Below are 15,412 nucleotides of genomic sequence, written 5' to 3' on the forward strand. Positions count from 1 at the left end.
GGCGGGTCAGGGGGCGAGGGTGAACCAGTCGGTGAAGCCGCTCGGGTCGTGGCGGCCGATGGCGCCGTGCTCGAACAGGCCGTAACCGATCGCCCCATCGCAGGTGACCCGGCCCACGTGGTCGACGATGCCGAACATCATCCGGCCCGCCACCTCAGGCGACTCCAGGTCGTACGTGACACGCTCGGTGAAACCCGGGCCCTTCCAAACGCCGTGGGACCAGTCGGGATCGCTCCCGTAACCGGCGCCGATGTGCAGCGCCACCGGCAGCAGCGACTCGACCTCCAGCACGACGGGCTTGCCCTCCGCGCCGGTGCACCGGATCACCGCCCCGGTGGGGATCCGGGTGCCGGACGCGTACGAGACGGTCACCTGAGGCCAGCCGAGCTGCTCGACCCGGCCGTCGCGCCACACGCGGGTGCAGTCGTTGAGAGTGCGGAAGCCGTCCGGGTTCTCCTGGAGGATCAACACGACGGCGTAGTCGTCGAACCGCAACGGCATGTAGACCCACCACATGCCCTCGAACGGCGGGTCCGACGGCCGCCCGGCCGGCTCGGGCTCGCCCACCGGGCGGATGCCCCACGAGCGGTCGCGGGTGCCGACCCAGCGGTCGGGCGTCACCGCGATCTCCTCGCCGTCGACGACGATGACACCGGACCACGTGCCGACCTGGGCGAAACGCTGCGCGTCGAGGGTGACGCGGCTACCGGAGCGCAGGATGTGCGGCTGCTCCTGGACGACGGGGAACGAACCCTCCCACGTGAGGTCGAGGGCGACGCCCTCGGTCTCGTCCATGACGACCCGCAGCTTCTGCAGCGGCTCGACGACCTCGACGCGGTAGGGGCCCACCCGCTGGTTCAGCCGGTCGTCGTCGATCGCGTCGCCCAGGTGTACGGCCGTCTGCGTGCCGCCCCTGCGGACCAGCACGAAGGCGTCCTTGGTGCCGAGGTTCGGGTACCAGCCCATTCCGGAGATCACGAAGATGTCGCCCGTACGGTCGTGGGCGTTGAAGTAGCAACGGTCATAGAAGTTGCGGTCGCTGGTCGCGGCCCAGGTGACCGGCAGCGGCGCCTGATGGATGGGGTACTCGTCGAGCGGACTGACCACGTCTACGCACCTACCTCGTCGAGAAGCCTTTCGAGCAACGGCCGCGAGTGCATGAGGGTCTCGATGTCGCCGGGGCGCTCCACCTCACCGAAGTGGATCTGCCGCGCGCCGGTGCGCATGAACACGATGCACCATCGCACGCCGTTGTACACGTGGTACCACTGCAGATCGCCCAGGGCCACACCGGTGAGCTTCTCGTACGTCGCCTTCGCGTCCTCCTCACGGAGGAAGTGCGGCATGCCCGGCATCTCCATCACCGCGGTGATCGACTCGAAGACCTGGTGGGCGAAGATCAACCATGACATGTCGAGCTCGCGCGGGCCGATCGCGGCCATCTCCCAGTCGAGCACGGCGACCGGCGCGAAGTCGCGGTAGAGGATGTTGCCGATCCGCGAGTCGCCCCAGCTGAGGACCGTGTCACCGGCCTCCGGCAGGTTCGCCGTCAGCCAGGCCAGACCGCGCTCGACGAGCGGTGAACGGTCCAGGTCGGTCACCGCGAAGTCGTACCACGCGCGCGTGCGCGCCAGGTTCCGGGCGAGCAGGCTGTCGCCGTCCGCGCCCTCGCGCGGCGTGAGGAACCCGAACGTCGAGGACGCGTCGGGGATGGCGTGCAGCTTGGCGATCATCTCGACCGAGACGTCCTGCAGGCGGCGCTGCTCCTCCGGTGTGGCGTCGTACAACCAGTTGGCGCCGAAGGTGTACGGCAGCACGTCGGGCGGGACGACGCCCTCGACCCTGTCCATGAGGAAGAACGGGCTGCCGATCACCTCACCCGTCGGCTCCATCCACCGAACCCGCGGGACGGGCACGTCGGTCAGTTCGCCGACCAGTCGCATGGCGTCGTACTGGTCCTGAAGGGCGTATTCGGGGAACACGGGAACGTCTTCCGCGGCCGGAGTGACGCGCGCGACGAAACGGCCGGTCCGCGGCAGTCCGTTCTCGGTCCAGGTGGCGTCGACGAACAACGTCTCCGACGACAGGCCGTTGGCGTCGGCCCCCTGGTGCACCACGACGTCGGGATTCGAGGCGCCGGCGGGCAGGACGGTCGCCAGCCACTCGGCGAGACGGGGAGGAAAGGCATGGGGATCGCGGCCGGAACGCCGCATCATCTTCTCTGCCGGGCGGTCCATCGAACTCCCTCCGGGCGACGCATTCTGAATTCTGCGGAAACCCCAGTAGAACAAGTTCTAGACTCGCGATTACATTACACCGGGAACGGCGAGGGAAATAGCGGGAATTTCCGGGCCTGTCACGCTCCGAGCCCTTCCTGCCACGGATGCCAGGCATGCCGTAAACCCGCAGCTCATGAGCGGGCGTGAGCTCCGGACGGCGAAAGACGCACTGGAGACCATCTCAGGAAGGAACCCAGGTGATACAGGTTCCTACAGCGCGTCGCGCGGGCGAACATTTCAGCCCGGACGTCGCCCGGCATCGGGGACTGAGGGCCGCGACCCGGGGCCCCGGGTTCCCGTCAGGCCTGATGCGATTTCCCGCCGGACGGCACGCCCCACTGCGCGGCGTGCCGGTCGCGGCGAGCCGCGGCACGATCGTCAACGTCTCCAGCACGTACGGCCACCGGCCGCTGCCCGGAGCCGCCCACTACGCGGCCTCCAAGGCGGCCCTGGAGCAGTTGACGCGCAGCCGGGCGCTGGAACTCGCCGCCGACGGCGTCCGGGTGAACGCCCTGGCCCCCGGCCCGACGGAAAGCCAGGCCCTGGCCGCGGCGGGACTGCCCGAACCGTGGTCGAGCAGATCAAACAGGATGAGACCGCCCGCATCCCACTCGGCCGCCGCGGCACCCCGGAGGAGGTGGCCGCGTGGATCGTGCGCCTGGCCGACCCGGCCGCCACGTGGATCACCGGTCAGGTCCTCACCGTCGACGGCGGCCTCGAGCTCACCTGAGCAGTCAGGCGGCCTCAGCGCCAGGAGCGCAGCTTGTCCGGGTTGAGCACCATCCAGATGTCGGTCAGCCGGCCGCCGCGCACCTCGGTGGCGAGCACCGCGACCACCCGGCCGTCGAGCCGGGCGACCAGCCCCGGCCGGCCGTTGACCTCGGCCTCGGCCACCTCCTGGCCGAAGTCCCTGCGGAGCAGCCCCAGGAAGTACCGCGCGGCCTTCTCCGCACCGTGGATCGGCCGCCGCGCCGCCCGGATCTTGCCTCCGCCGTCCGAGATCACGGTCACCCGCGGGTCCAGCAGCTTGATCAGCGCGTCGAAGTCGCCCGTCTCGCAGGCGTCCTTGAACGCGGCCACCACGTTCCTGTGCTGATCCGGTGCGATGGCCCGGTGACGGTTGGACTGGATGTGCCTGCGCGCGGAGGCGGCGAGTTGCCGGCACGTCACCGGAGTGCGCCCGACCACGGCGGCGATCTCCGCGAACGGCATCTTGAACACGTCGTGCAGGATGAACGCGACCCGCTCCGCCGGGGTCACCGCTTCCAGCAATACCAGCATGCTCATGCTGATCGACTCGTCCAGCGTCACCCGGTCGGCAGGATCGGCGTCCCGGGGCGCCGCGCTGGTCCACGCGCCGTCATCGGGCAGCGGCTCGGGCAGCCACTCCCCCGCGTACCGCTCCCGCCGCACCCGTGCAGAGGCCAGATGATCAAGACAGATCCGGCCGGTCACCCGGACCAGCCACGCGGTCGGCGCCTCGATCGCGAGCCGCTCCTGCTCCGTCAGGGCGTACCAGCGGGTGTAGGCCTCCTGCACGATGTCCTCGGCGTCGTGGATGGAGCCGAGCATGCGGAACGCGACGCTCATCAAAGCGGCACGCTCGGTGAAGATCGAGCGCAGCGAGCCGTTCTCATCCGCCATCGCGGCTCTCCTCGATCGACCCCACCGGCATGATCGCCACCTGGTCGCCGGCCGTGCCGGCGAGGCGGTTCGCGCACATCACCCCGGCATACCCGCCGTCTGGGACGACTATCTTCTGGTGCATCACAGGTGTTCTCACACCCACTTGACGACACAGCCCCGCCGAACGTGAACTTCCCGGGCCGCTCACATCACGCGGAGCCACCTCGTCGTATCGAGCATGAGACGACTCCACGAAGCACATGTGGCGGTGCTGGGCGCCGGATACGGCGGCCTGCGCGCGGCCTTCGGGCTGGCACGGGACGTCCGGGTCACGCTGATCGACCCCGCCGACTCCTTCACCGAGCGGGTGCGGCTCCACGAGCGGGCGGCGGGCCGCCAGGACGTGCGGCACACGCTGCGGCCGCTGCTGCGGGCGTCCGGCGTCACGCACCTGGCGGAACGGGTGTCCCGGATCGACACCGCCGCCTCCGAGGTGCACACCGACGACGGCCGCGTCGTCGGTTACGACCGGCTGGTGTACGCCCTCGGCAGCCGGACCGGCGACCCCGGACCGGCCCGCCCGGGCCGGGTGTTCACCGCGGAGACCGCGGCGGAACTGCACCGGCGGCTGCACGGCGAGTTCGGACGGCTCACCGTGGTCGGCGGCGGGCCGACCGGCGTGGAAACCGCGGCCGAACTGGCCGAGTCGCACCCGGAGTGGGACATCCGGCTCGTCACCGCCGGGCAGGTCGCCCCAGGCGTCTCCCGGCGCGGCCGGGCGCACATCCGATCCGTCCTGACCGGCCTGGGCGTGGCGATCGAGGAGGACCACCAGGTCCCCGACGCCGACGATCTCGACTCCGACGTCGTGGTCTGGTCGGCGTCCATGGTGCCCAACACCGAGATCGCGAAGGCGGCGGGACTGACCCTGGACGAGCACGACCGGATCACCGTCGACCCGGCGCTGCGCTCTACGTCCCACCCGGAGGTCTATGTCGCCGGGGACGCCGCCGCCGCGTACACCCCGGTCTCCGGTCCGCTGCGGATGGCCTGCGCCACCGCGCTGCCGGTCGGGCTGCACGCGGCCCGCTCGGTGGTCCGGGACCTCGGAGGCCTGGAGCCCCGGCCGTTGAAGTTCTCCTATTACGCCCAGTGCATCAGCCTCGGCCGCCACGACGGGCTGCTCCAGTTCGTCGGCAGGGACGACTCCCCGCGCGACCGCATCCTCACCGGGCGGGCCGCCGCGCTGGTCAAGGAGCAGATAGTCCGCACGACGGTACGCACCATCGTGATGACCGCCCGCAGTCCGCGTGCCGCCCGGCTGATCCCCGGTGTGAACTGACCGGCACCAGGGGCGAGAGCCCCTCGCGCGATGTCGCCGAGGTCAGCGGTGTGGGCGTAGCCCAGCGATGAGGAGTTCGACCATGCGGCGTGCGTCGTAGCGGGGATCGCTGTCCGCGCCGAAGCAGAGATTGCCGACGCCTCGCATGAGTTCGTACGCATCGACGTCCGGGCGGATCTCGCCGGCGACGGCTGCGGCTTCGAGCAGTTCGGCGCAGACGGGTACGAGACGGTCGAGGAAGTAGGCATGCAGCGCCTCGGAGCCCGCGTTGTCGGCCTGCAGCACGGCGGCGAGTCCGTGTTTGGTGACCAGGAAATCGACGAAGAGGTCGATCCACCGCCCCAGTGCGGCATGCGCGGAGGCGCTGGTGGCCAGCAGGGCCGGCCCGGCATCGGCGCAGGCGTCGACCTGGTGCCGGTAGACGGCGATGATGAGATCCGCTCGCGTCGGGAAGTGGCGATAGATAGTGCCCAGCCCGACGCCGGCCTTGGCCGCGATGTCGCGTACCGGCGCGTCCACGCCTGACGTGACGAAGACCGCGGCGGCCGCACCGAGCAGGGTTTCCTTGTTGCGCCGGGCGTCCTTCCGCCTGGACGGGGCCGACTGCCCCGCGCCCTCGTCGCCGTCGCTCACCGCGCCGCTCCTTCCACCCGCCGTTTGCAAAAACGGAACCACGTTCCGTATCGTTTCGGAACGAGGTTCCGTTTTGCTCATGATGTCAGAGCAGGGACCCGATGGCCAAGCCATGAAACGCCCCGCACTTCCCCCGCGATGAGGAGCCACAGTCATGCAGAACCGCACCTTGGGCCGCACCGGCGTGCAGGTCAGCACCCTCGCGCTCGGCGCGATGAACTTCGGAAAAATCGGGCGCACCACCCAGGACGAGGTCACCGCCATCGTCGACGCCGCCCTGGAGGCGGGGATCAACCTGATCGACACCGCCGACGTGTACAGCGGCGGCGAGTCGGAGGAGATGGTCGGCAAGGCCATCACGGGCCGCCGCGACGACCTCGTGCTGGCCACGAAGGCGACCATGCCGATGGGCGACGGGCGCAATCGCCGGGGCAGCTCGCGCCGCTGGCTGGTCACCGCACTGGAGGACAGCCTGCGCCGGCTCGGTGTCGACCACGTCGACCTCTACCAGATTCACCGGTGGGATCCGAACACCGGCGACGAGGAGACCCTGTCGGCGTTGACCGACCTGCAGCGCGCGGGAAAGATCCGCTACTTCGGCTCCTCGACCTTCCCCGCCTACCGCATCGTGCAAGCCCAGTGGGCCGCCCGCGAGCATCACTTGAGCCGTTACGTCACCGAACAGCCCAGCTACTCGATCCTGCAGCGCGGTATCGAGACCCACGTCCTGCCCGTGACCGAGCAGTACGGGCTCGGCGTGATGGTGTGGAGCCCGCTGGCCTCGGGCTGGCTGTCGGGCGCGATCCGCGAGGGCAGGGAGATCACCACCAGCCGCTCAACGTTCATGCCGCAGCGCTTCGACACCACCATCCCCTCCAACCGGGCCAGGCTCGATGCCGTCGAGCGACTGGCCAAGGTCGCCGACGAGGCCGGCCTGACGATGATCCAGCTCGCACTCGGCTTCGTGACCGCCCACCCCGGCGTCACCAGCGCGCTCATCGGCCCCCGCACGCTGGACCACCTGCACGCGCAGCTCGCCGCCGCGGACATCACGCTCTCCGCCGACGTGCTCGACGCGATCGATGCCATCGTCGCCCCCGGCACCGACCTCGCCGCGCACGAGAAGAACGACACCACGCCGGCGCTGCTCGACCCGTCACTGCGGCGCCGCTGATCGCCCAAGCGGCAGCCTCCACATCGGCGATCTGCCGCGTCCCGGGTCGTGGCTGGTGGAGGTTGGGGTTTAAGAGGTGGGCGACGATTTCCTTCAACCCGGGGCCTTTACAAAGTAGATTTCTATTGCGGGTCGGCGCCCGCCGTACCGGATCGAAGCCCGGCTTCCCGGCGGGCGCCGACGTCCCTGCCGAAGCCCTCCCGGTGGACGGGCCCGGTCGCCCACCGGACCCGTCTCCCCCGCGGTTCCACGCCCGGGACTCGGGCTGCCCCTCCCCGTCCGCGACCGTGGCCCGGCCGACAGCACGTGGCGGGAGGAGCTACTGCGAATCCCGCTCCGCCGCCTCGGCGGCGCGCTTGACGTTCGCCAGCCTCCTGTCCCACTTGGAGGCGAGGGCGGACATCCACCGCGCAGTCGCGTCCAGCGCCGCGGGCCGCACCGCGTACCGCACCTCGCGGCCCACCTTTCTGCCGGAGACCAGCCCCGCCGCGTCCAGGACGGACAGGTGCTTGACCACCGCCTGCCGCGAGACGGGAAGTCGTTCGGCGAGCGTCGTCGCGGTGGCCTCACCCTGTGCGGCCAGCAGATCGAGCAACTTGCGTCGCGTCGGGTCGGCCAGCGCGACGAGGATGTCGTCGACCGTCTCGACGGCGTCGCCGCGTTCGTCCGTCACACGGACGACTTCTCGACGCGCGTCTTGAACGCGTCGAGCACCTGGGGCCAGCCGCTGGTGTTGTTCTCCATCGCCTGGCCGCGCAGTTCCTCGGATCCGGCCAGCGCCGCGAACCCGCTCTCGACGACGCGCAGCCGCGTGTGGTCGCCCTCCTGGGTCAGCGTGAACTCGACGAGGGTGCTGTTGTCCTCGCGCAACTCCTCTCCGGGGAACGCGCTGGTCCAGCGGTAGGCCACGTACGTCGGCGGGTCGACCTTCTCCACGCGCACCGGGAATTGGCCGTACTCCGCGTTCTTGACCACGGTCGAGTCGCCGGCCGCGGCGACAGTGCCGGCCGAACTCTCCTCGTCGGCCACCCAGAACCCGGGCTGGGCCACGAGCGGCCAGACCCGCTCCAGGGGCGCCGCGATCAGGGTCTCCCGCTCGATCCGGTCCTCACTCATGACAGGACTCCTTCGTTGTCGCCAGCGAATGCAACTCCAGGGTTGCACATCGATTCCGCAACGCGCAACCCTGGAGTTGCACTTCGTCGATTTCGGCTCAGTGCTCCCGGTAGAAGTCGGCGACGGCGGCGAACGCCGCCTTGGGCTCCCACGGCATGTCGGGATAGGCCTGTCCGAGGCGGTCCTCGTAGACCTTGACGACGCCGTAGCTCGCGAGGTCCAGGTCCTCGCGAGGGTCCCCGTCGGGACGGTGCGGGTGGTCGTAGAGGGCGAAGGTGAACACGAAGGTGCTGTCGACTCCCCCGGCGTCGAAGGCCTCCAGCAGCTCACGCACGTACGCGGCCTGACCGGCCTCGTCGCGGACGTGCTCGCCGTTCAGCCGCACAGGCCTGCAGGTGTCCTTGTCGTACTCGACGACCTCCAGACCGCGGGCGCCGAGGTCGCCGGCGCCGCGGTAACCGGCGGCGCCGAACTCGGTGATCGCCACCGGCCTGCCCTGAGCGACGAGCGTGCGGACGCCCTCGGCGAATCGGTCGGCGACCTCGGCCGACCGGTAGAGATCCACGGACATGAAGTCGAAGAGCTCCCCGTCGACGCGCTCCAGCGGCACGGAGGCGTAGGTCACCTTGCCGCCGAACCGCTTCCTGACCAGTGTCACCGCCTCGGCGAGGAAGTCGTTGATCCGTGCGCTGAGCTCGCCGAGTTCCTCGGGCGCCCGGCCCGGCCGGGTCAGGAACCCGACCCGCTCGCCGACGTGGTCGCCCGGCAGGAAACCCTTGTTCATCAGGCTGTGCTCGGCGCCGACGACGAACACGACCTCGGCTCCCCTCAACCGGATGCGCTCCGCGCGCTCGGCGCAGTCGGCGAACAGCGACAACATCTCATCCGTGGTCAGTTCCAGCGGATAGGGAGAGAACCACACCTCCAGGCCGAGGTCGGCGGCGTACCCCGCCGCGAACTCCAGCCGATCCGGATCCCCGCCCATGACGCGCACCGCGTTGCAGTGCAGGTCGTCACGGATGACGCGCAGCTCGCGCCTGACCACCTCAGGGTCGAAACCCTCGTGCCCGATCGCCCCGTTGTAGACGAAGCCGGTGTCGTAACTGATGCCTTTGGCCCGCATGTCGCGCTCTCTTCCAGCGAGGAAATTAGGGTACGGCGAGTACCGTAGTTGCCGGCATGTCGAGACTGCAACCAGAATGTGAGGGTACGGCCGGTACCGATCGTGAAGCAGGGGGCCATGGCGGAGGATCCGAGCGGACGGCCGGGCGCCGGGCACACGCGGCGACGCGGCGCCGCCCTGGAGGAGGCGATCATGCAAGCCGCGGTGGACGAGCTGACCGAGTCCGGATATTCCGGGCTGACCATGGACAAGGTCGCGGCCCGCGCGGGCACCAACAAGAACGCCATCTACCGCCGCTGGCCGAACCGGCTCGCACTCGGCCTCGCCGCCTACCGGCAGCTGGCCTCGACCGTCCCGCCGCCCGACACCGGTGATCTGCGCGGCGACGCCCTCGAGCTGCTACGCCGGGCGAACCGCCACTGGAGTTCTCCCCTCGGCGCGATCCTGCGCGAACTCATCTCCGCCTCCGGCGGCGCGGCGGAGCTCCTCGCACAGGTTCAGGATCAGTCCGGCGACGCCGTGGCCGCCCCCTGGCTGATCGTCCTCGGCCGCGCGGTCGCCCGCGGCGAAGCCTCCCCCGAAGCGCTCCATCCACGGGTCGCCACCGTGGCCATCGTCCTGCTGCGCAACGAGTTCGTCCTGCGCGGGATCCCCTCCGCGCCCGACGACGTCCTCGTCGAGATCGTCGACGAGGTGTACCTCCCGCTGGTACGGCGGCGCGGTCCGGCCGCGAACTGACTTCAGCGCCTCACGCGGGCGTGAGGACGAGGTCGAACTCGATGAGCTTGAACGGCGCCGCCACGCCGTATTCAGCGGCGCGTGCGGCGTCGTCGACGTCCACGGCCGGCCGGACCAGGCTCGGCTTGACGCCGAACACGGCGTCGGTGTCCAGATACGGGCTGCCCTCGAGGAACAGGTGGGTGGTCACCGGCCGGTAGCCGGAGCAGCCGCCGATGAAGTGGACGTGCGCGGGCCGGTGGGGGTCGCGGCGGGTGGCGTGCAGCAGATCGCCTACCGGCCCGTCCACGGGGATCGGGTAAGGGGCCGGGAGGACGCTGCGGAACCAGAAGCGGCCCTCGTGGTCGGCGGTGAACAGGCCCCGCAGGTTGAGCTCCGGCTGCACGCCGGGCTGCTGCACGTCGTAGAAGCCGTCGCCGTTGGCCTGCCAGACGTCGACCAGCGCCCCGGGGAGCGCCTCGCCGCCGATCCCCAGTACCCGGCCGGCGACCACGCACGGGACGCCGTTGCGGTCGAGGGAGATGTCCGCGCCGAGCTCCCGCACCGGCGAGTCGACCATGTGGAACGGCCCGAGCACGGTGGACTCCGTGGCGCCCCTGGGTTTGCGGTTGTTGATCGCGTCGACGAGCATCGAGACGCCGAGGACGTCGGAGAGCAGGATGAACTCCTGACGCACGGCGTCGCTCTTTTGCCCGGTGGCGGTGAGGAAGTCGATGGCCCGCTGCCATTCCTCATGGGTCGGCTCGACATCGCGGATGAAGTCGTGCAGGTGCGTGACCATGCTCTCCAGGATGGTTCGCAACCGCTCGTCGGGCGTCTGCGCCCAGCGTGCGTTGACCAGCGCGGTCGCCGAACTCTCGGTGAACTCGGCGGGCGTCCCTGAGAGCGCGGTCGGATTCGTGGACACTTGACACTCCTTAGGCGTGGCCACCCTGTTCCTGCTTGTTCCTGCAATGTATCGAGGCCGCCCGCGCCGCCCTCCGTCGCGTCCTCCCTCGCGCGATCAGCCCGTACGGCGGTGCGCGCCGCCACGGCCCGGCGCGGGCGGCGCCTTCACCCCTGCGCCCGGTGGACGCGGTCCAGAACCGCGAGTTCGTCCGTGGACAGGCGCAGTGCGCCGGCGGCGACGTTGTCGGCCAGATGCCCGGGGTCGCCGGTGCCGGGGATCGCGAGAACATGTGGCCCCCGGTGCAGCGTCCACGCGAGCCGCACCTGCGCCGCGCTCGCGCCGTGCGCCCGCGCGACGGTGAGGACCTCCTCGCTCTCCACGCCGCTCGCCCCCGCCTGTCGTCCGGTGCCCGCGATCGCGTAGAACGGCACGAACGCGACTCCTTGCTCACCGCACGCGCGCAGGAAGTCGTCCTGCTCGGGCCGCACGCCGATGCCGTACATGTTCTGCACGCCGACCACGGGCGCGATCGCCTGCGCCTCGGCGAGGTGGGCGGGGGTGACGTTGGACAGGCCGAGATGCCGGATGAGCCCCGCCTCGCGCAGGCGGGCCAGCGCGAGGAACCGCTCGGCGATCGACTGGGTTCCGAGGACGCGCAGGTTCACCACGTCGAGGTGGTCCCTGCCGAGCTGACGCAGGTTCTCCTCGACCTGGCCGCGTAACTCCGCGGGGCCGGCGTGGGGCAACCAGTGGCCCGACGGGTCGCGGCCCGGTCCGACCTTGGTGGTGATGACGAGGTCGTCGGGGTACGGGGCCAGCGCGTGGTTGATCAGCTCGTTGGCGGAACGCAGCGGCGAGAAGTAGAACGCCGCGGTGTCGATGTGGTTCACGCCGAGTTCGACGGCGCGGCGCAGCACGCCGACGGCCTGGCGGCGCCCGCTCGAGGCGGCGTCCGGCCTGAGCGCCTCGCCGTGCTGCGTCAGGCGCATCGCGCCGAAACCGATCCGGTTGATCTCCAGGTCGCCCAGTGTCCAACTGCCGGAGGCCGCTGCGGTGATCGTTGTCGAGGTCATGTCCGGATGATCCTCATACATGTAGCCTGACCGCCAATGATTAAGACATATCCGAATCCGGAGGTTCGCCGGTGCCGGCGGAGCTGACGTTCTCCGCGAGCGACCTGGCGCAGATGCGGTTCGCCGTCTCACCGATGTGGGAGGTCGGGCCCAGTTTCCGGCTGTTGCGATCCGGCTCCGCCCATCCCGTGCACCGGAGGTGGGCCGAGCAGGTCCGGCCGCGGACGGCGGCGGCCGGCCTGGACCGGGGCTGGCTCGCCGAGCTGATCCCGCCGTCCGGCTATGTGCCCGACTTCCTCAACCCGGCGCCCGCCGGGCCGGCTCCCACGCTGGCGGAGGAACTGGCCGTGGTGGTGGCGACGCCCGCCGACCGGGTGCGCCGGGAACTCGACCGCCTGGCGCACGAGCAGGGCCGTCTCGGCCCCCGCGCCCGGAACCTGTACACCGACCCCCGGGCCTGCCTGACCCGGGTGGCCGAGGAGATCGAGGTCTACTGGGAGCTCGCGCTGGCGCCCTACTGGGCGCGAATCCGCGCCGTGCTCGACGCCGACGTCTTCCATCGGGCCCGGCAGGTCGCCGAACACGGCGCGGCCCACCTCTTCAACGACCTGCATCCCTGGGTGAGCTGGGACGACAGCGCGCTGCGGCTGGCCCGGCGGCGGGCGCTGTCCCGCGAGACGGCGGGCGAGGGGTTGTTGCTGATCCCCTCGGCCTTCACCGGGCCGGGCCTGTTCACCCGCTTCACTCCGCCGGATCCGCCGCAGCTCGCCTACCCGCCACGCGGTCTCGGAACACTGTGGGAGCCTCGGCCCGTCACCGGCACCGGCGCCATCGCCGCCGTGCTCGGCCGCTCTCGCACCCTGCTGCTGACCGAACTGGACACGCCGGCGTCCACCACCGAACTGGCCGGTCGCACGGGCCTGTCCCCCGCCGGTGTGTCCCAGTGCCTCACCGCGCTGCGGGACGCGGGACTGGTCAGCGCCCACCGGGCCGGCCGCTCCGTGCTCTACGCCCGCACCGCCGCCGCGGAAACGGTCCTCGCCGCCGCGGGTTCGTGAGTCAGGCGGGAGCCGTCCCCTGCCGGCGGGCGAGCCAGGAAGCGTAGTGCGGGCGGTCGGCGATCGCCTCCCGATGCGCCTGCGCCGCGAACTCGGTCAGCTCCTCGGCACGCCCCGCGAGCGGGCCGTCCCAGCGCCAGGCCACGTGGTGCCGCAGCCACAACGGGTTGCCCGCGAGCGGGCGGACCACGATGCCCGGGCCGTCCTGCACCGTGGCCTGGCAGGGTGAGACCGCGTGCCCGCCCGCGACCAGCTGCCGGATCATCGTCTGCTCCGTCATGCTGTGCGGGACCCGTGGCGTGAACCCCGCCTCCTGGCACGCGGAGTAGACGCACTCGGGCCAACCGACGCCGTCGGGCGGCGAGATCACCCAGTCGTCGTCGGCGAGATCGGCCAGGCGCACGTCCTGTTCGCCGGCGAGCGGGTGGTCGCTGCTCATGAGCACGAAGACCGGTTCGGTCGCCACGAGGCGCATGCCGACCGAGGGAACGGCGGGCAGCTCGTTGCCCGGATAGTCGACCAGGGTCGCCGCGTCGAGGCGGCGCGAGGCCAGCAGATCGAGCAGGAGCCGCGGCGAGTACTCGGTGTGCACCGTGATCGACACGCCCGGCACGGCGAACAGCCTGCTGAGCAGTCCGGACAACATCGGCGTCACATATCCGCCGATGCGCGCGACGTCCGGCCGGTCGTCGTAGGCGCTGACGCCGCTGAGCAGCTCGTCCACGGTGAGCAGGATCGACCTGGCCCGCGTGAGCACGAACTGGCCGAACGGGGTCGGGGTGACGCCGAGGCGCTCGCGCCGGAAGAGCTGCCCGCCGAACGCCCCTTCGACCCGCTGAAGCTGGGCGGTCAGCGCCGGCTGCGACACGCCGACGGCGGTGGCGGCCTTGCTGAGACTTCCCGCGTCGGCGATGGTGCAGATCACCCGCAGATGGCGAAGCTCCAGCTGCACAGCGGCCTCTCCCTTCACCCCTATAACTCCAGGAATATACCCCTTCGGGATTTGCCGGATATTTCATGGTTCGTGCAGGGTGGAGGGCGAGCCCGACCAGAGGAAACCTTCATGCCCGTCACTCACCGCCATTCCGGATACGTCTTCACCGATCACACGATCACGGTCCCGCTGGACCATGCCGTCCCCGGCGGCCGGACGATCGAGGTGTTCGCCCGTGAGGTGGTCGCCGTGGACAAGGAGCCCTCCGGCCTGCCGTGGCTGCTCTATCTCGAAGGCGGTCCCGGCAACCGGGGCCCGCGCGAACTGCCCGCCTGGCTGGCCCGGGCGACCCGCGACTACCGGGTGATCCTGCTCGACCAGCGGGGTACGGGACGAAGCACTCCCATCACCCGGCAGACCGTGACCGATCTGGCGTCTCCCGCGGACGACCTGCGTCTCTTCCGGGCCGACAACATCGTGCGCGACGCGGAGCTGCTCCGTGCGCACCTCGCGGGCGACCGCCCGTGGAGCGTCCTCGGCCAGAGCTACGGAGGGTTCTGCGCGGTCACGTACCTGTCGCTGGCCCCCGAGGGCCTGCGCGAGGTGATGATCACAGGCGGGCTGCCCTCGCTGACCGCCTCGCCGTACGACGTCTACCGGGCGGCCTACCCGCGGGTCCTGGCGCACAACGAGCGCTTCTTCTCCCGCTATCCGGGCGACCAGCAGATCGCCGACCGGGTCGTGGACCACCTGCGGGAACACGAGGTGTCCCTGCCGGGCGGCGACGCGCTCACACCGCGCAGGTTCCAGACGCTGGGCATCACGTTCGGCCAGGCACGGCGCTTCGACCTCGTCCACCACCTGCTGGACGAGGCGTTCACCGGGAACGGCCGGCTGTCGGACGTGTTCCTTCGCCGGGTCGACTCTGTCGTCTCCTTCGCCGAACACCCGCTCTACGCCCTGCTGCACGAGATGGTCTACTGCCAGGGCGAGGCCTCGGCCTGGGCCGCGCACCGGGCGCTGGACGAGTTCCCCGAGTTCGATCCGGAGCGAGGCGGACCGGTCCGGTTCACCGGCGAAATGGTCTTCCCGTGGCACTTCGAGGAGGACCCCGTGCTCGCACCTCTGCGCTCGTCCGCCGAGCAGCTCGCCGCGTACACCTCCTGGCCGCACCTCTACGACCCCGACCGGCTGGCCCGCAACACGGTGCCGGTCGCCGCGGCGATCTATCACGACGACATGTACGTCGACCGCGAGCACTCGCTCGTCACGGCCGGAGCGGTGGGCGGGCTCGTCCATTGGATCACCAACGAATACGCCCACGACGGCCTCAGCCGCGGCCCGGCCGTACTGGACCGGCTGATCACGATGGTGCGCGGGTGACCGCGTCCGCCCGTCCCTGACGACACGACTGACGGCGCGAATTC

At 70.7% G+C, this 15,412-nt stretch carries 17 protein-coding genes and 1 pseudogene; 7 read left to right on the forward strand and 11 right to left on the reverse strand.

Annotated elements, in window-relative coordinates:
- Positions 1-6: 6 nt before the first annotated feature.
- The gene (locus Pka01_RS09040; RefSeq protein ID WP_203882176.1) at positions 7-1,107 is read right to left on the reverse strand and encodes an Rv3169 family protein; all 1,101 of its coding nucleotides are present in this window, start codon (positions 1,105-1,107) and stop codon (positions 7-9) included.
- Positions 1,108-1,109: 2 nt separating this feature from the next.
- Entirely contained in the window at positions 1,110-2,237 is a 1,128-nt protein-coding gene (locus Pka01_RS09045) for a phosphotransferase family protein (RefSeq protein ID WP_203882177.1), read from the reverse strand.
- 350 nt (positions 2,238-2,587) lie between these two features.
- Between Pka01_RS09045 and Pka01_RS41185 the strand changes: the two are divergent.
- A pseudogene (locus tag Pka01_RS41185) lies at positions 2,588-2,779 on the forward strand (SDR family NAD(P)-dependent oxidoreductase); the annotation flags it as partial.
- Positions 2,780-2,847: 68 nt separating this feature from the next.
- The gene (locus Pka01_RS41190) at positions 2,848-3,009 is read left to right on the forward strand and encodes an SDR family oxidoreductase (protein WP_275414440.1); all 162 of its coding nucleotides are present in this window, start codon (positions 2,848-2,850) and stop codon (positions 3,007-3,009) included.
- 14 nt (positions 3,010-3,023) lie between these two features.
- Here the strand turns inward: Pka01_RS41190 and sigJ are convergent, their stop codons facing one another.
- Both sigJ and Pka01_RS41195 read right to left on the reverse strand, forming a co-directional pair.
- Positions 3,024-3,923, reverse strand: coding sequence for an RNA polymerase sigma factor SigJ (gene sigJ, locus Pka01_RS09055; RefSeq protein ID WP_203882178.1), 900 nt, complete (start codon positions 3,921-3,923; stop codon positions 3,024-3,026).
- A complete protein-coding gene (locus Pka01_RS41195) occupies positions 3,913-4,047 on the reverse strand; it encodes a hypothetical protein (RefSeq protein WP_275414441.1) in 135 nt (44 codons plus the stop codon). Before Pka01_RS41195 ends, sigJ begins: the two co-directional genes overlap by 11 nt.
- 96 nt (positions 4,048-4,143) lie before the next feature.
- Between Pka01_RS41195 and Pka01_RS09060 the strand changes: the two genes are divergently transcribed.
- Positions 4,144-5,247: an NAD(P)/FAD-dependent oxidoreductase gene (locus Pka01_RS09060; protein WP_239114845.1), complete on the forward strand. Its 1,104-nt coding sequence runs from the start codon at positions 4,144-4,146 to the stop codon at positions 5,245-5,247.
- A gap of 42 nt (positions 5,248-5,289) precedes the next feature.
- On the opposite strand, the gene Pka01_RS09065 is transcribed toward Pka01_RS09060, so the two are convergent.
- A complete protein-coding gene (locus Pka01_RS09065) occupies positions 5,290-5,880 on the reverse strand; it encodes a TetR/AcrR family transcriptional regulator (protein ID WP_239114846.1) in 591 nt (196 codons plus the stop codon).
- A gap of 154 nt (positions 5,881-6,034) precedes the next feature.
- Between Pka01_RS09065 and Pka01_RS09070 the strand changes: the two genes are divergently transcribed.
- On the forward strand, positions 6,035-7,054 hold the full coding sequence (locus tag Pka01_RS09070) for an aldo/keto reductase (RefSeq protein ID WP_203882180.1): 1,020 nt from the start codon (positions 6,035-6,037) through the stop codon (positions 7,052-7,054).
- 319 nt (positions 7,055-7,373) lie between these two features.
- On the opposite strand, the gene Pka01_RS09075 is transcribed toward Pka01_RS09070, so the two are convergent.
- The 3 genes from Pka01_RS09075 to Pka01_RS09085 form a co-directional block, all read right to left on the reverse strand.
- Positions 7,374-7,727 (reverse strand): ArsR/SmtB family transcription factor, encoded by a 354-nt coding sequence (locus Pka01_RS09075; RefSeq protein WP_203882181.1) that lies wholly within the window; start codon positions 7,725-7,727, stop codon positions 7,374-7,376.
- Positions 7,724-8,170: an SRPBCC domain-containing protein gene (locus Pka01_RS09080; protein ID WP_203882182.1), complete on the reverse strand. Its 447-nt coding sequence runs from the start codon at positions 8,168-8,170 to the stop codon at positions 7,724-7,726. The genes Pka01_RS09075 and Pka01_RS09080 overlap by 4 nt, the downstream gene beginning before the upstream one ends.
- A 97-nt stretch (positions 8,171-8,267) precedes the next feature.
- Positions 8,268-9,293 (reverse strand): glycoside hydrolase family 113 protein, encoded by a 1,026-nt coding sequence (locus Pka01_RS09085; RefSeq protein WP_239114847.1) that lies wholly within the window; start codon positions 9,291-9,293, stop codon positions 8,268-8,270.
- Positions 9,294-9,410: 117 nt separating this feature from the next.
- Here Pka01_RS09085 and Pka01_RS09090 point away from each other — a divergent pair, with 117 nt between their 5' ends.
- Positions 9,411-10,031, forward strand: coding sequence for a TetR/AcrR family transcriptional regulator (locus tag Pka01_RS09090; protein ID WP_203882183.1), 621 nt, complete (start codon positions 9,411-9,413; stop codon positions 10,029-10,031).
- Positions 10,032-10,041: 10 nt separating this feature from the next.
- Here the strand turns inward: Pka01_RS09090 and Pka01_RS09095 are convergent, their stop codons facing one another.
- Positions 10,042-10,938, reverse strand: a complete 897-nt coding sequence (locus Pka01_RS09095) for a dioxygenase family protein (protein ID WP_203882184.1) — start codon at positions 10,936-10,938, stop codon at positions 10,042-10,044.
- A 146-nt stretch (positions 10,939-11,084) separates the two neighbouring features.
- Positions 11,085-11,993: an aldo/keto reductase gene (locus tag Pka01_RS09100; RefSeq protein ID WP_203882185.1), complete on the reverse strand. Its 909-nt coding sequence runs from the start codon at positions 11,991-11,993 to the stop codon at positions 11,085-11,087.
- Between the two features lie 71 nt (positions 11,994-12,064).
- Here Pka01_RS09100 and Pka01_RS41200 point away from each other — a divergent pair, with 71 nt between their 5' ends.
- Positions 12,065-13,051, forward strand: coding sequence for an ArsR/SmtB family transcription factor (locus Pka01_RS41200; protein ID WP_275414442.1), 987 nt, complete (start codon positions 12,065-12,067; stop codon positions 13,049-13,051).
- Position 13,052: 1 nt separating this feature from the next.
- On the opposite strand, the gene Pka01_RS09110 is transcribed toward Pka01_RS41200, so the two are convergent.
- Complete coding sequence (locus Pka01_RS09110; protein ID WP_203882186.1) at positions 13,053-14,003, reverse strand: LysR family transcriptional regulator; 951 nt, start codon at positions 14,001-14,003, stop codon at positions 13,053-13,055.
- Positions 14,004-14,114: 111 nt separating this feature from the next.
- On the opposite strand from Pka01_RS09110, the gene Pka01_RS09115 reads away from it, so the two are divergent.
- Positions 14,115-15,368, forward strand: coding sequence for an alpha/beta fold hydrolase (locus tag Pka01_RS09115; RefSeq protein ID WP_203882187.1), 1,254 nt, complete (start codon positions 14,115-14,117; stop codon positions 15,366-15,368).
- Positions 15,369-15,412: the final 44 nt, after the last annotated feature.

The sequence above is a fragment of the Planotetraspora kaengkrachanensis genome (assembly GCF_016862895.1).
In the GTDB taxonomy this organism is placed as follows: Bacteria; Actinomycetota; Actinomycetes; order Streptosporangiales; family Streptosporangiaceae; genus Planotetraspora; species Planotetraspora kaengkrachanensis.

Excerpts from the sequence above, each read along its gene's own strand:
- Pka01_RS09045 (WP_203882177.1), bottom strand. The coding sequence starts at position 2,237 with ATGGACCGCCCGGCAGAGAAGATGATGCGGCGTTCCGGCCGCGATCCC.
- sigJ (WP_203882178.1), bottom strand. The coding sequence starts at position 3,923 with ATGGCGGATGAGAACGGCTCGCTGCGCTCGATCTTCACCGAGCGTGCC.
- Pka01_RS41195 (WP_275414441.1), bottom strand. The coding sequence starts at position 4,047 with ATGCACCAGAAGATAGTCGTCCCAGACGGCGGGTATGCCGGGGTGATG.
- Pka01_RS09060 (WP_239114845.1), top strand. The coding sequence starts at position 4,144 with ATGAGACGACTCCACGAAGCACATGTGGCGGTGCTGGGCGCCGGATAC.
- Pka01_RS09070 (WP_203882180.1), top strand. The coding sequence starts at position 6,035 with ATGCAGAACCGCACCTTGGGCCGCACCGGCGTGCAGGTCAGCACCCTC.
- Pka01_RS09080 (WP_203882182.1), bottom strand. The coding sequence starts at position 8,170 with ATGAGTGAGGACCGGATCGAGCGGGAGACCCTGATCGCGGCGCCCCTG.
- Pka01_RS09085 (WP_239114847.1), bottom strand. The coding sequence starts at position 9,293 with ATGCGGGCCAAAGGCATCAGTTACGACACCGGCTTCGTCTACAACGGG.
- Pka01_RS09090 (WP_203882183.1), top strand. The coding sequence starts at position 9,411 with ATGGCGGAGGATCCGAGCGGACGGCCGGGCGCCGGGCACACGCGGCGA.
- Pka01_RS09100 (WP_203882185.1), bottom strand. The coding sequence starts at position 11,993 with ATGACCTCGACAACGATCACCGCAGCGGCCTCCGGCAGTTGGACACTG.
- Pka01_RS09115 (WP_203882187.1), top strand. The coding sequence starts at position 14,115 with ATGCCCGTCACTCACCGCCATTCCGGATACGTCTTCACCGATCACACG.